Origin of the sequence: Halomonas sp. MCCC 1A13316, from assembly GCF_014931605.1 — a bacterium.
Lineage (GTDB): Bacteria > Pseudomonadota > Gammaproteobacteria > Pseudomonadales > Halomonadaceae > Halomonas.
Map to the genome: position 1 here is coordinate 235989 of NZ_CP053382.1, position 13465 is coordinate 249453.

Annotated in this window: 12 protein-coding genes; 8 read left to right on the forward strand and 4 right to left on the reverse strand. The window is 65.6% G+C overall.

Annotated elements, in window-relative coordinates:
• The 5 genes from HNO52_RS01125 to HNO52_RS01145 all read left to right on the forward strand — a co-directional run bounded on the left by HNO52_RS01125 (nucleotide 1) and on the right by HNO52_RS01145 (nucleotide 7182).
• Nucleotides 1-393 carry a sarcosine oxidase subunit delta gene (locus HNO52_RS01125; RefSeq protein WP_197567260.1) on the forward strand — a complete coding sequence of 131 codons (393 nt, stop codon included), beginning with the start codon at nucleotides 1-3 and terminating at the stop codon, nucleotides 391-393.
• On the forward strand, nucleotides 390-3452 hold the full coding sequence (locus tag HNO52_RS01130) for a sarcosine oxidase subunit alpha family protein (protein ID WP_197567261.1): 3063 nt from the start codon (nucleotides 390-392) through the stop codon (nucleotides 3450-3452). Before HNO52_RS01125 ends, HNO52_RS01130 begins: the two co-directional genes overlap by 4 nt.
• Nucleotides 3445-4080, forward strand: a complete 636-nt coding sequence (locus HNO52_RS01135) for a sarcosine oxidase subunit gamma (protein ID WP_197567262.1) — start codon at nucleotides 3445-3447, stop codon at nucleotides 4078-4080. The genes HNO52_RS01130 and HNO52_RS01135 overlap by 8 nt, the downstream gene beginning before the upstream one ends.
• Nucleotides 4081-4173: 93 nt before the next feature.
• Nucleotides 4174-5040, forward strand: coding sequence for a formyltetrahydrofolate deformylase (gene purU / locus HNO52_RS01140; RefSeq protein ID WP_197567263.1), 867 nt, complete (start codon nucleotides 4174-4176; stop codon nucleotides 5038-5040).
• Between the two features lie 84 nt (nucleotides 5041-5124).
• A complete protein-coding gene (locus HNO52_RS01145) occupies nucleotides 5125-7182 on the forward strand; it encodes a prolyl oligopeptidase family serine peptidase (RefSeq protein WP_197567264.1) in 2058 nt (685 codons plus the stop codon).
• Here the strand turns inward: HNO52_RS01145 and HNO52_RS01150 are convergent, their stop codons facing one another.
• Together HNO52_RS01150 and HNO52_RS01155 are read right to left on the reverse strand one after the other, a co-directional pair.
• Entirely contained in the window at nucleotides 7183-7827 is a 645-nt protein-coding gene (locus HNO52_RS01150; RefSeq protein WP_197567265.1) for a TetR/AcrR family transcriptional regulator, read from the reverse strand. It lies immediately after the preceding gene.
• 77 nt (nucleotides 7828-7904) lie between these two features.
• Nucleotides 7905-9956, reverse strand: a complete 2052-nt coding sequence (locus HNO52_RS01155; RefSeq protein ID WP_197567266.1) for an NADH:flavin oxidoreductase — start codon at nucleotides 9954-9956, stop codon at nucleotides 7905-7907.
• Nucleotides 9957-10129: 173 nt separating this feature from the next.
• Here HNO52_RS01155 and HNO52_RS01160 point away from each other — a divergent pair, with 173 nt between their 5' ends.
• Nucleotides 10130-10924 (forward strand): pyrroline-5-carboxylate reductase family protein, encoded by a 795-nt coding sequence (locus HNO52_RS01160; protein ID WP_197567267.1) that lies wholly within the window; start codon nucleotides 10130-10132, stop codon nucleotides 10922-10924.
• On the opposite strand, the gene HNO52_RS01165 is transcribed toward HNO52_RS01160, so the two are convergent.
• On the reverse strand, nucleotides 10916-11380 hold the full coding sequence (locus HNO52_RS01165) for a thioesterase family protein (RefSeq protein WP_197567268.1): 465 nt from the start codon (nucleotides 11378-11380) through the stop codon (nucleotides 10916-10918). The genes HNO52_RS01160 and HNO52_RS01165 overlap by 9 nt on opposite strands.
• A gap of 216 nt (nucleotides 11381-11596) precedes the next feature.
• On the opposite strand from HNO52_RS01165, the gene HNO52_RS01170 reads away from it, so the two are divergent.
• Nucleotides 11597-12364 carry a sulfite exporter TauE/SafE family protein gene (locus HNO52_RS01170; protein WP_232090471.1) on the forward strand — a complete coding sequence of 256 codons (768 nt, stop codon included), beginning with the start codon at nucleotides 11597-11599 and terminating at the stop codon, nucleotides 12362-12364.
• Nucleotides 12365-12401: 37 nt separating this feature from the next.
• Entirely contained in the window at nucleotides 12402-12827 is a 426-nt protein-coding gene (locus tag HNO52_RS01175) for a hypothetical protein (RefSeq protein ID WP_197567269.1), read from the forward strand.
• A 118-nt stretch (nucleotides 12828-12945) separates the two neighbouring features.
• On the opposite strand, the gene HNO52_RS01180 is transcribed toward HNO52_RS01175, so the two are convergent.
• A complete protein-coding gene (locus HNO52_RS01180; protein ID WP_167117474.1) occupies nucleotides 12946-13464 on the reverse strand; it encodes an Hcp family type VI secretion system effector in 519 nt (172 codons plus the stop codon).
• Nucleotide 13465 lies beyond the last annotated feature (1 nt).

A 13465-nucleotide genomic window follows, 5' to 3' on the forward strand; every position in this document is an offset into this window, starting at 1 on the left:
ATGTTCTATATCTATTGCCCCTACTGCGGCGAACACCGCGAGGAAGAGGAATTTCACCCCAAGGGCCAGGCGCATATCGAGCGACCCAAGGATCCCGAGGCGTGCAGCGACGAGGAGTGGGGCGACTACCTCTTCTTCCGTGACAACCCCCGCGGCGTGCACCATGAGCTGTGGGTGCATGCGGTGGGCTGTCGCAAGTTCTTCAACGTCACCCGCCACACCGTGACCTACGAGATCCTCGAAACCTACAAGATGGGCGAACAGCCCCGTGTCACCGCCGAGAGCCTGGCGAGCCAGCAAACGCAGGGCAACGTGCAGGTAGCCAGCGGCGGGCAACAGACCGTGGGTGCCACCAACGCCGCAGCGCCAACGGTCAAGGGAGAGCAGATATGAGCCAGTCCAAGAAACAAGCGCACCGTCTGGCCAAGGGCGGTCGGATCGATCGCTCCCGCACCCTGAGCTTCACCTTCAATGGCCAGAGCTACCAGGGACACCCGGGTGACACCCTGGCTTCGGCGCTGCTGGCCAATGGCGTGGATATCGTCAACCGCAGTTTCAAGTACTCCCGGCCCCGGGGCATCGTCGCCGCCGGCGCCGAGGAGCCCAATGCCGTCGTCCAGCTGGGCAGCACCGAAGCGGACCAGGTGCCCAACGTGCGCGCCACCCAGCAGGCGCTGTTTGCCGGCCTGACCGCCCGCAGCACCAACGGCTGGCCCAACGTGCAGCGCGACCTGATGGGCCTGGTCGGCAAGGTGGGTGGCAAGTTCATGCCCCCGGGCTTCTACTACAAGACCTTCATGGCTCCGGCCTCCCTGTGGATGACCTACGAGAAGTACATCCGCAAGAGCGCCGGCCTGGGGCGCAGCCCCATGGAAGCCGACCCGGACACCTACGACCACCTGCACCAGCACTGTGATGTACTGGTGGTGGGCGGCGGTGCTGCCGGCCTGGCCGCGGCCCTAGCCGCCGCGCGCAGCGGGGCCAGGGTGATCGTCGCCGACGAGCAGGAGGAAATGGGTGGCTCGCTGCTGGATAGCCGCGAGACCCTGGACGACAAGCCGGCGGATCAGTGGGTGGCCCAGGTGCTCGAGGAGCTGGCTGGCTGCGAGAACGTCACCTTGCTGGCGCGCACCACGGCCAACGGCTACCACGACCATAACTTCGTCACCCTGCACGAGCGGCGCACCGAGCACCTCAGCGAGACCGCCCCGCTGGTGAAGGGCCATCGTCCGGTCCGGTCGCGGATGCACCGCGTGCGTGCCGGCCAGGTGGTCCTGGCCACCGGCGCTCACGAGCGCCCGCTGGTCTATGCCGGCAACGACGTGCCGGGCAACCTGCTGGCCGGCGCCGTTTCCACCTATATCCGCCGCTACGGCGTGGCGCCGGGCAACAAGCTGGTGCTCTCTACCAGCAACGACTACGGCTACCGTGCCGCCCTCGACTGGAAGGAGGCGGGGCGTGAAGTGGTGGCCATCGTCGACGCCCGCCAGGCGCCGGCCGGCGACTGGGTGGAGGCCGCCCGCGCCCAGGGCATACGCATCATCACCGGCAGCGCCGTGATCGAGGCCAAGGGCGGAAGCCGCGTCAGCTCGGCGCGGGTCGCCAAGATCGATATCGACGCCTACAAGGTTACCGGCCAGGCCGAGACGCTTGCCTGCGACACCATCGCCAGCTCCGGCGGTTTTAGCCCGGTGATTCACCTGGCTTCCCACACCGGCGCCCGGCCCACCTGGCGTGACGACCTCCTCGGCTTCGTACCGAGCCTGGTGAAGGGCGTCCAGGCCTGCGGCGGTGCCAATGGCACCTATGCCCTGGGCGAGGTGTTGGCCGAGGGCGTGGAAGCCGGCGTAAAGGCTGCCGCCGCTGCCGGCCATGCGGCCCCGGCGGTCAGCCTGCCCCAGGCCAAGATTCTCGAACAGGGCCCGGCGGCACCGCTGTTCCAGGTGCCCCACGAGAAGCCGACCCTGCGTGCGCCCAAGCAGTTCGTCGACCTGCAGAACGACGTCACCGCGGCGGGCATCGAACTGGCCACCCGCGAGGGCTTCGAGTCCATCGAGCACGTCAAACGCTACACCGCCATGGGCTTCGGCACCGACCAGGGCAAGCTGGGCAACATAAACGGCATGGCCATCGCCGCTCGCTGCCTGGGTCGCTCCATTCCCGAGGTGGGCACTACGGTATTCCGGCCGAACTACACCCCGGTGACCTTCGGCGCCATCGTCGGCCGTCACTGCCGCGACCTCTTCGACCCCGAGCGTTACACCGCGCTGCACCAGTGGCACGTGGAGCATGGCGCCGAGTTCGAGGACGTGGGCCAGTGGAAGCGCCCCTGGTACTTTCCACAAGTACGCGCCGGAGCCGGCAACGGCGAACGCGAGAGCATGGCAGAGGCCGTGGCCCGCGAGTGCCTTGCAGTGCGCGAGAAGATCGGCATCCTCGATGCCTCCACCCTGGGCAAGATCGACATCCAGGGGCCTGATGCCCGCGAGTTCCTCAACCGCATCTATACCAACAAGTGGATGAAGCTCGATGTGGGCCGCGTCCGCTACGGGCTGATGTGCAAGGACGACGGCATGCTGATGGACGACGGTACCACCAGCTGCCTGGGCGAGAACCACTTCCTGATGACCACCACCACCGGTGGCGCCGCCGGTGTGCTGGAGTGGCTGGAGCTGTGGCACCAGACCGAGTGGCCGGAACTGCAGGTCTATTTCACCTCGGTAACCGACCACTGGGCCACCATGACCATCACCGGTCCCGAGGCGCGCAAGCTGCTGGCCGAGATCACCGACATCGATCTCGATCGCGACACGTTCAAGTTCATGGACTGGCGTGCTGGGAATGTCGCCGGCGTACCGGCGCGGGTGTTCCGCATCTCCTTCACCGGCGAGCTCGCCTACGAGATCAACGTCCAGGCCAACTACGCCATGCACGTCTGGAAGACGCTGTTCGAGCACGGCGACAAGTATGGCCTGACGCCCTACGGCACCGAGACCATGCACGTGCTGCGCGCCGAGAAGGGCTTCATCATCGCCGGTCAGGACAGCGACGGTTCGGTCACCCCGGAAGACCTGGGCATGCAGTGGGCCGTCGGCTACGACAAGCCCTACTCGTGGGTCGGCAAGCGGGCGCTGTCGCGCTCCGATACACGCCGCACGGACCGCAAGCAGCTGGTGGGTCTCAAGCCGAAGGACCCCAAGGTGGTGCTGGAGGAGGGCGCGCAGATCGTCTTCGATCCCAAGCATCCCGTCCCCGTACCAATGGCCGGACACGTGACCTCCAGCTACTACAGCCCGACCCTGAACTCCGGCTTCGCCCTGGGGGTGGTCAAGGGTGGCCACAACAAGCTGGGCGAGACCGTCTACCTGCCCATGGCGGACGGCCAGACTCACGAAGCCGAAATCGTCAGCCCGATCTTCTACGACCCCAAGGGAGAGCGCCAGAATGTCTAACGCGGCTACCTTCGATTCCCGTACCGATGGCGCCATCCCGGTGGAGTCATCGCTGGCCTACAGCTATCACCGCAGCGGCACCCCAAGGGTCGGCCCCCAGAGCCGCGTCACCCTGCGCGAGCGCGCCCTGCTGGGTCACCTGATCCTGCGCGGCGGCGCCATCGTCCTCGACGAGGCGGTGCGCGAGGTGCTGGGCCTGGGCCTGCCCGGCCAGCCCCAAGGGCTGGTCGTGGACGCCAGCGGCGAGCGCTCGATCCAGTGGCTCTCTCCGGATGAGTGGCTGGTGATCGTTCCCGGCGGCGAGGTGTTCGAGCTGGAGACCCGGCTGCGCGAACGCCTCGCGGATGCCCACTATGCCATCAGCGACGTCAGCGGCGGCCAGACACTGGTGGAGCTTTCCGGCGAGGCGGCTCGTGAGCTGCTGATGAAGTCGGCGATCTACGATGTCCATCCCAGCCACTTCCCGGTGGGCAAGGGGGTGACCACGGTCTTCGCCAAGGCCACCGCCATCATCCGCCGCCCCTCCGAGGAGCGTTGGGAACTGGTGATACGCCGCAGCTTCGCCGATTATCTCTATCGCTGGCTGCTGGATGCCGGTGCAGAGTATGCCATCGGCGTGGAGAAGTGACTCGGCGTCTCGTTTGCCAGGCGCGTTTGGCCGGGGTTTCCCCGGCCCTTTTTTCATACGAGCCTATATTGCACTCGCCGCCGGAGGGGTAGCATGAATCGATACGACGACATCTGGATCATGGCCGCGCAGTGTCCCAGCCGCCTGGGCACCGTGGACGTGGTCACTCGCTTTCTCAAGGAGCGGGGCTGCTACATCACCGAGCAGCAGTCCTTCGACGACCGCTTGAGTGGTCGCTTCTTCATTCGCACCGAATTCCGTCCCGAGGAGGCCGGCTTCGATGCCGCCGTCTTCCAGACGGCCTTCGCCGAACGCGCCGCCGAGTTCGGGATGAGCTTCGAGCTGACGCCGCCAGGGCGGCTGATGCCGGTGGTGATCATGGTCTCCAAGGCCGACCACTGCCTCAACGACCTGCTCTACCGCTACCGCACCGGCCAGTTGCCGATCGAGATTCGCGCCATCGTCTCCAATCACCCCGATCTGGCATCGCTGGCGGAGTGGCATGGTATTCCCTACCACCACTTCCCGATCACGCCGCAGACCAAGGCCGAGCAGGAAGCCCAGGTGCGGGAGGTGATCGATGCCAGCGGGGCCGAGCTGGTCATCCTGGCGCGCTACATGCAGGTGCTCTCGAGCGAGATGTGCACCAGGCTCTCCGGCCGCGCGATCAACATCCACCACTCGCTGCTGCCCGGCTTCAAGGGTGCGCGCCCCTACCACCAGGCCTACGAGAAGGGAGTGAAGCTGGTCGGCGCCACCGCCCACTACATCAACGACGACCTGGACGAGGGGCCGATCATCACTCAGGGCGTTGAAACGGTCGGCCACGCCGACTACCCGGAGGATCTCGTTGCCAAGGGCCGCGACATCGAGTGCCTCACCCTTGCTCGTGCGGTGGCCCTGCACGTGGAGCGGCGCGTCTTCCTGAATACCAGCCGTACGGTTATCTTCGAGCGCTGAGTCCTCTCCCCGGCGCGATGCCATTGAGCCCGCGGCCGGAGCAGGCTAGCTTGGTGGGCAAACCACGCCCACCAGGAGGCTCGCATGGCTGCCCCGCACGACGAACACGACCCCCATCTTTGGCTGGAAGAGGTCGAGGGCGAGCGCGCCCTGGCCTGGGTGAAGGAGCGCAACGCCGAGAGCCAGGCGCAGCTGACAGATTCACCCGGCTTCGCTGAGCTGCGCGATGACCTCCAGGCCATTCTCGAAGCCGACGATCGCATCCCCTTCGTGGTCAAGCGCGGCGAGCACGTCTACAACTTCTGGCAGGATCGCGACCATCCCCGCGGGCTGTGGCGGCGTACCACGCTTACCGAGTACCGCAAGGCACGCCCCGAGTGGGAGGTACTGGTCGACCTCGACGCGCTCAACGCCGAGGAGGGCGAGAACTGGGTGTGGCACGGCGCCCACTGCCTGCGTCCCGAATCGCCCGACGCGCCCTGGCGGCACTGCCTGGTGTCACTCTCCCGCGGCGGTGCCGACGCCGACGTCACCCGCGAGTTCGATCTGGTGGAGAAGCGCTGGGTCGAGGCGGGCTTCTTCCGCCCCGAGGCCAAGGGCAGCCTGGGCTGGATCGACCGCGACAACGTCTACGTCCAGACCGATTTCGGCCAGGGCTCGATGACCAGCTCCGGCTACCCGCGCATCGTCAAGCAGTGGCGGCGCGGCACGCCGCTCACCGAGGCCGAGACGATCTTCGAGGGCGAGCCCGGCGACATGGCGGTTGGTGCCGGCCACGATTCCACGCCGGGCTTCGAGCGCGACTTCGTCAGCCGCGCCCGCGCCTTCTACGACAACGAGCTCTACCTGCGCGAGGCCGACGGCCACCTGCGCCGCATCGAGGTGCCCAACTCCGCCCATAAGCAGGTGCACCGCGAGTGGCTAATCGTGGAACTGCGCGAACCCTGGGAAGTGAATGGCACCACCCATCCCGCCGGGGCGCTGCTGATCGCCGACTTCGACGCCTTCATGGCCGGGGAGCGCGACCTGCGCGTGCTGTTCACCCCCACCGAGCGCACCTCGCTCTCCGACGTGACCTGGACCCGCCGCCACCTGATCCTCACCGTGCTCGACGAGGTAAAGCATCGGCTCTTCGTGCTGACTCCCGAAGCCGGGCAGTGGCAGCCCGAGCCGCTGGAAGGCGCGCCGACGCTCGGCAGCGTCAGCGTGAGCGCGGTGGACGACGAGGAGAGTGACGACGTTTTCCTGATCGTCAGCGACTACCTGACCCCGACCACGCTACTGCATGGCCGGGCCGGCGAGGCACTGGAAAAACTCAAGCAGGCGCCGGCGCTGTTCGATGCCGAGGGCCTCGAGGTCACCCAGCACTTCGCCACCAGCGAGGACGGCACGCCGGTTCCCTACTTCCAGGTGGCGCGGCGCGGCCTCGAACCAAACGGCGAGCATTCGACCCTGCTCTACGGCTACGGCGGCTTCGAGGTACCGCTGCTGCCCGGCTACAGTCCCGGAGTGGGGCGCGCCTGGCTCATCCAGGGTGGCGTCTACGTGGTGGCCAACATTCGCGGCGGCGGCGAGTACGGCCCGCGCTGGCACCAGGCGGCACTGCGCGAAAAGCGCCACAAGGCGTTCGAGGACTTCGCCGCGGTGGCTGAGGACCTGATCGAGCGCGGCGTCACCTCGCCGCAGCGGCTGGGCATCCAGGGCGGCTCCAACGGTGGCCTGCTGGTGGGCAATATGCTCACCCGCTATCCGCAGTTGCTGGGCGCCGTGGTGTGCCAGGTACCGCTGCTCGACATGCGCCGCTACCACCTGTTGCTGGCCGGTGCCTCGTGGATGGCCGAGTACGGCGACCCCGAGGGTGACGACTGGGAGTTCCTGCGCGATGTCTCGCCCTACCACAACCTCGACCCTACGGCCGATTATCCCCCGCTGCTGCTGATGACCAGCACCCGAGACGACCGCGTCCACCCGGGGCACGCGCGCAAGATGATGGCGCGCATGCGCGAGCAGGGGCATGAAGCCATCTATTACGAGAATATCGAAGGCGGCCACGGCGGCGCGGCCGACAACCCTCAGCGCGCGCATATGCAGGCGCTGGCGTTCGCGTTTCTTGGCCAGCAACTCTTGGGCGAGCAGGCGTGACTAGGAGACGGCTTCAGACACAGAACCATGCCGGGCCTGGAAGCGCTGCAGCTCGCGAGACTGCGGCGCTTTCCCGGTGAAGATCTCGACATAGGCGGGGATGCGCCGCATGCGTACCTCCAGTGCTTCCTGGGTCTTCATCGAGATATAGCCGATCTGGGTAAGGTAGATGGTGCGGCCGCGAACGTTGGCCGCCAGCGGCTCATAGCCGTAGCGCTCGAACATGCGCGTCAGCGCTGCGATGCGCGTCTCGTCTGCGACATCGATCTCCCTCGATACTTCCTCCGACTGCAATGCCCAACTGCGCATGGCGAACTCCAGTTGGGAGTCGAACAGCTCGGGGTCCAGCCAGCAGTCGAAGACGTTGAGGATCGCCTCGGTAATGCCCTCGGCATAGGCCTCGGTCTGCCGCACCAGGCCCTGGGTATTCTTCTCCCGCCAGCGCTCGACCAAGGCCTCCAGCAGCGCCTCGCGATCCTTGAAGAACCAGTAGAAGCTGGTTCGCGAGACGTCGAGCCGCTTGGCCAGTGGCAGAATCCGCACGCTGTCGACACCGGAGTCGAGCAACAGCCCGAAGGCGGCGTCGAGCCAGGCATCGCGGGAGCCTTTCCACTTGGTGTTGGGCTTGTCGGTTGATGATGGCATCGAGGCGTTTCCAAGATCCGGAGCGGGTGAATGTACAGGAGAGTACATTTTCCTCCTTGCATGACCAAGTCACCATCCTAGATATCCTTGACCAACCGCAGGGCGTCGTAGATGGCGGCATGTGTGTTGCGCGACTCAACGGCGTCGCCGATGCGGAACAGTTGGAAACCTTCGTTGGTATTGCGAACGACGGCCTGGGGCCGCCCGACGATCAGGTCCTCGTAGTTCACCTCGCCACCATTGCTCGAGTGTGGCTTGAGCTCGAAATAGACGTCTGCCATCGGCGTGATGCCGTAGTTGACCACTACCTGGTCGATGCGTCGTTCGTGGTTCAGGTCCTGCTTGCCTGGAGAGACGTAGTCACTGTTGATCTTGGCGAGCAGCTCGCTGCCGTCCCGCTGCACGGACTTCAGCCGGTAAGTGGGCGTGAAGGTGACGTTGGGACGCTGCAAGGAGCGCATGTAGGGCACCAGGTTCATGGCCATGATCTCCGCCGAGAAGGTGCGGTCCGGCGTCATGATCTCGAGCTCGGCCCCGGTGGCGGCGATGATCTCCGCCGCCTGCATGGCAGCATGGTCGCCGGCATCATCAAACAACAGTACCCGGCTGCCCGGCGGCACGTGCCCGGAAAGAATGTCCCAGGTAGTGACCACCAGCTCGTGCCCGACCTCGGGCCGATCCTCCATGGGATAGCCGCCGGTGGCCACGATCACCACGTCCGGCTTTTCGGCGAGCACGTCCTCGACTTCGGCCCAGACGTTGTAGCGGATCTCGACGCCGAGCGCCTCGCAGCGTTCCAGGCGCCAATCGATGATGCCCATCATCTCGCGGCGCCGCTCGCTCTGCGCCGTGAGGCGCACTTGTCCTCCGGCATCGCTGGCGGCTTCCAGTACCACTACCTCATGGCCCCGCTCGCCGGCGACGCGGGCGGCTTCGAGCCCTGCGGGTCCGGCGCCGATGATCACCACCCGGCGCTGCTGCGCTGCCTTGGGGATGGTATGGGGCATGGTAGTTTCGCGACCGGTAGCCGCGTTGTGAATGCAGTAGGCGGCACCGCCCTGGTAGATGCGATCGAGGCAATAGTTGGCCCCGACGCAGGGGCGAATCTCTTCTTCACGGCCTTCGACGATCTTGCGCACGATGTGTGGGTCGGCCATGTGGGCGCGGGTCATGCCGATCATGTCGACCTTGCCCGAGGCGATGGCATGGCGGGCAGTGGCGACGTCCTGGATCTTGGCGCCATGGAAGGTGGGAAAATCGACCTGTCGCTTGATCTCGCCGGCAAAGTCGAGGTGAGGGGCGCTGGGCATGCCCTGGATGGGAATCACGTCGGTGAGCCCCGGGTCGGTGTCGATATGCCCGCGCACCACGTTGAGGAAATCGACCAGACCGCTGTCCTTCAGGCGCTGCGAGATCGCCATGCCGTCGCTGGCCGTCAGTCCGCCCGGAAGCATCTCGTCGCCGGTGAAGCGCACGCCGACGATGAAATCTTCGCCGACCCGCTTACGAATGGCGCGCAGCACGTCGAAGGTGAAGCGCAGCCGGTTGTCGAGATCGCCCCCGTAGGGCGCCTCGAGGGTATTGGTCAGCGGCGACCAGAACTGATCCATCAGGTGGCCGTAGGCCTGCAGCTCGATGCCGTCGAGGCCGGCCGCATGCATGCGCTCGGCGGCGTCGGCGTAGTCGCGGATCAGGCGCTCGATGTCCCACTCCTCGACCTGCTTGGGAAAGGCGCGGTGGGACGCTTCGCGACGGTGCGAGGCCGATACCGCCGGCAACCAGTCGCCCTTGTCCCAGCGGGTGCGCCGGCCCAGATGCGTCAGCTGGATCATCACCGCCGTGCCGTGCTTGTGACAGGCGTCGGTCAGCTCACGCATCCACGGCACCACCTCATCCTTGTAGGCCAGGATGTTGTTGAACACCGGCGGACTATCCTTGGCCACCGCCGCGGACCCTGCAGTCATGGTCAGGCCAAGGCCGGCCTTGGCCCGCTCGACGTGATAGGCCCGGTAGAGCTCCTTGGGCATCCCGTCCTCAGGGTAGGCGGGCTCATGGGAGGTCATCATGAGCCGGTTCTTGAGGGTGAGATGCTTGAGCTGGAAGGGCTGCAGCAGCGGGTCGTTAGCCATGGTCGGGTCTCGCTCTTGTTGTACGTTGCAAAGACAGTAGCGCGTGTACATCCTGGTCGTCTAAATGTACATTGGTGTACATCTATTGGGAAGAATTTCACCTGCGAATTTCGTCATGAGGTAGCAAGAGCCATCAACGGCGATGTCGGACCCGACCCGAGGAGGTGGAAACTATGTCGCAAGACGCTGTTATCGGGATCATCGGTGGGCAGGGTTGGATGGGACGTGCGCTCGGCATTGCCTTGCTGGAGCGAAACATCGTCTCTCCCGAACGACTCGTGATCTCCTCGCGCGCCTCTCGCGCCGAGGCCTACCGCGACTGGCCCGGCGTGCGTTGCGTCAAGGACAACCGCGAGCTGGTCGCCCTGGCGGGTGTCGTCGTGCTCTCTGTGCGCCCGGAAGATCTCGCCAGCCTCGATGTCGAGTTGGACGACAAGCTGGTCATCTCGCTGCTGGCGATGGCCTCCCTGCAGGAGGTCGCCAGCCAGGTGGGCAGCAGTCGGGTGGTGCGCGCCATGCCCAACGCCGCGGCGGAGATCCGTCGGGCCTACTTTCCATGGTTTGCCTCACCGCAGGTCAGCGTCGCCGATAAGCGTCTCGTTCAGGCGCTACTGGCGAGCTGCGGCACGGCGCGGGAGCTTCCCACCGAGCACGATCTCGATTACCTGACGGCCCTGAGCGGTGCAGGGCCCGCTTACCCAGCGTTGCTCGCCCAATCGATGCTGGAGCATGCCCGGAGCGCAGGGCTCTCCGACGAGATCGCCCGAGAGGCCGTCATGCAGACCCTGGTGGGCGGCAGCCTGCTACTGGAGAAGCTGGGTACCGAGCCCGGCGACATGGTGGAGCGGCTGATTGCCTATGACGGCACCACGGCCAAGGGGTTGCGGACGATGCTGGATGAGGGAATCGTGCAGACGATTCATCACGGCCTCGATGCGGCGCATCGGGCAGCCACTGGCTCAGGGTAGAGAGCGAGGAATGCCGATACGCCGACCGGCGGCCTGCGGCCAGGCGTCGGCTTCGGCCCGCGGCACGGCCTCGATGGCATCGACCACGGCGGGCGGGAACGGGGCGGGCCGGTTCTGGTGCGTATCGATGCCCATCAGCATCTGCTCGCTGGTAGCCAGCAGCTCGCCGTTGTCGTCGTGCATGGTGAAGAACAGGTGCAGTCGCTTGGCGTCGCGATCGAGCAGCAGCACGTCGACGGTCAGCGCTTGCCCTTGGTGGGCCTCGCGCCTGTAGCAGAGGTGGGTCTCGAGAGTGAAAAGCGTATGACCCAAGCGTTCGCGCCCTTCGTCATCGAGCCCTATCCGTTCCATCAGCGTATCCACCGCCAGCGAGAAGACTCGGGCGTATTCGGCATCGTTCATATGGCCGTTGTAATCGACCCACTCCGGGGCGACTCGGGTCGTCAGTAGCTGCATTGGTTCCTCTGCTCGAATGATCCCATGGCGGGAAACGCAACTGTCCACCATCGATATGGTGCTGAAAAGCTTATTGAGGTAATTATGGCTGCCTTGGTTAAGGTAGGGGAAAACCCTCCCGGTGTGATACCCCGGAAACGCTTTGAGTGTGGATAATATGATGCCATCGCTGCGCCTCTCCCTTGGCACGCACATAGGCTCTACCATGAGGTCCCGATGCTGATGCTGGAACTGCTCTCGCCGCTGTCGGCCGGGGTCAACCTGGGCCTGGTGCTGCTCTCGGTGCTGACCTCGGCGCTCTCGGCGGCGGCCGGCATCGGTGGGGGCACGCTGCTGATCATTGCCATGGCCCAGGTGATGCCGGCCACGGCACTTATCCCGGTGCACGGCATGGTGCAGCTCGGCTCCAATGGCGGCCGCGCGCTGATGACCTGGCGTCACATTCGCCGCGATATCGTCGCGGCGTTCCTGCCTGGGGTGGTGGTCGGTGCCTTGGTCGCGGCCTGGCTGCTGATCCGCCTGCCCCATGGCGTGCTGGAGCTGTGCATCGCCGCCTTCGTGCTCTACTCCTGCTGGGGCCCGGGTCTGCCCCAGCGGGCAGTGGGGCGCACCGGCACCGTGATCGCCGGTGCCGTCACCACCCTGCTTTCCAGTCTGGTGGGTGCCAGCGGCCCCATGGTGGCCTCGTTCATCAAGATCGGCATGAGCGAACGGCTGCCGCGGGTAGCCACCTTCGCTACCTGCATGACGCTGCAGCATCTCACCAAGGCGTTCATCTTCGGCTTCGCCGGGTTCGTCTTTCGCGACTGGCTGGGGCTGATGCTGGTGATGGTGGCGGCGGGCTTCGCGGGTACCTGGCTGGGCCTGCGCCTGCTGCACCGGGTCAGCGACCATCGCTTCGACTTTCTCTTCAAGTGGGTGTTGACGCTGCTGGCGCTGCGCTTGATCTGGCTGGGCGCAGAGCGCCTGTTGGGGTTAGGCTGAGGGAATAAGGGCTGGCTTATTCGGAAAGGAGTCTGTCATGAAGCGCTTCGTGTCTTCTCTGCCACTGATCCTGCTGCTGATGACTGGCTGTGCCGGCATGGGCGACCCACGGGATAACGCCATCGAACTGATGCCGGGTCATCCGTACGAGGTCATGACGCCAGGGCATCGCTACTTCACCTTTATTCTGAACGCTCCAGCTCGCGTGGTACTGGAGAGCCATACCTTCCCCGGAGATACGGGCGTCGTGGCGCCTGCGGGGCAGTTGCTCGATGCCGATGGGCAACTCGTGGAGCGCGACTGGAACAGTGGACACAACAGCAACTTCAGGATCGAGCGTCAGCTCGAAGCGGGTACCTGGTACCTGCGGGTGACCACGCCGCATGCGAGCCTGGGTTCCTTCGGCATGATGGAGCGCGACTACCGCTATTCGGTGACGCTGCGGGTCGACAAGAGCCGCTGAACGCGTAAACCAGCCTGGGAAGGGGGTGAAGCGGATGGGGGCATGACCGTTCCTGTCTTTGCCTCATTCGTGCATACCCCCGCCCGGTGAGCGGGCGGGGGCGTCAGGCACTAGGCGATTACGCCTCGGACGGGGCGCGCCAATCGTCGGAACCGGAGGTGCCGGCGACGGTGTGTTCCCAGTCGATCTTGCGGTAGGCCAGCGAGACATCCATCAGCTGGGTGAACTCGGCCTTGGTGGCATCCTGGGCATGCGGCATGCGCAGGTTGATGTCGACGATGGTGGCGTCGGTCAGGGTGGTGGTGAAGAAGTGCTCCTGCTTGCCCTCGACCGAAGTGCGGTACCACTTCAGCTCGACGTTGGGCAGCATCTCGCCGGAAGCCAGGGCGTTGTACATCAGCGGCACGGACTTGTTCAGCGCAACGGTGAAGACGAACGGCTTGTGGGCGCGCTGGCCGGAGGGCTGGCCGGACTGCGGGTCGGTCGGCACGGTCACGACGTGCTTGAACTCCTGGACCAGCATCTCGTCTTCGTGGCCTTCCACGTAGATGTTACCGACGGAATCCGGAGTGAAGGCACCCGCGGTGATGTTGCCCTGGGTCTGGCCTTCGATGCTGATATAGCAGGGAGTTGGCATG

What these genes read in the sequence shown, in the direction of transcription:
- HNO52_RS01125 (WP_197567260.1), top strand. Translation starts at nt 1, where the DNA reads ATGTTCTATATCTATTGCCCCTACTGCGGCGAACACCGCGAGGAAGAG.
- HNO52_RS01130 (WP_197567261.1), top strand. Translation starts at nt 390, where the DNA reads ATGAGCCAGTCCAAGAAACAAGCGCACCGTCTGGCCAAGGGCGGTCGG.
- HNO52_RS01135 (WP_197567262.1), top strand. Translation starts at nt 3,445, where the DNA reads ATGTCTAACGCGGCTACCTTCGATTCCCGTACCGATGGCGCCATCCCG.
- purU (WP_197567263.1), top strand. Translation starts at nt 4,174, where the DNA reads ATGAATCGATACGACGACATCTGGATCATGGCCGCGCAGTGTCCCAGC.
- HNO52_RS01145 (WP_197567264.1), top strand. Translation starts at nt 5,125, where the DNA reads ATGGCTGCCCCGCACGACGAACACGACCCCCATCTTTGGCTGGAAGAG.
- HNO52_RS01150 (WP_197567265.1), bottom strand. Translation starts at nt 7,827, where the DNA reads ATGCCATCATCAACCGACAAGCCCAACACCAAGTGGAAAGGCTCCCGC.
- HNO52_RS01155 (WP_197567266.1), bottom strand. Translation starts at nt 9,956, where the DNA reads ATGGCTAACGACCCGCTGCTGCAGCCCTTCCAGCTCAAGCATCTCACC.
- HNO52_RS01160 (WP_197567267.1), top strand. Translation starts at nt 10,130, where the DNA reads ATGTCGCAAGACGCTGTTATCGGGATCATCGGTGGGCAGGGTTGGATG.
- HNO52_RS01165 (WP_197567268.1), bottom strand. Translation starts at nt 11,380, where the DNA reads ATGCAGCTACTGACGACCCGAGTCGCCCCGGAGTGGGTCGATTACAAC.
- HNO52_RS01170 (WP_232090471.1), top strand. Translation starts at nt 11,597, where the DNA reads ATGCTGATGCTGGAACTGCTCTCGCCGCTGTCGGCCGGGGTCAACCTG.
- HNO52_RS01175 (WP_197567269.1), top strand. Translation starts at nt 12,402, where the DNA reads ATGAAGCGCTTCGTGTCTTCTCTGCCACTGATCCTGCTGCTGATGACT.
- HNO52_RS01180 (WP_167117474.1), bottom strand. Translation starts at nt 13,464, where the DNA reads ATGCCAACTCCCTGCTATATCAGCATCGAAGGCCAGACCCAGGGCAAC.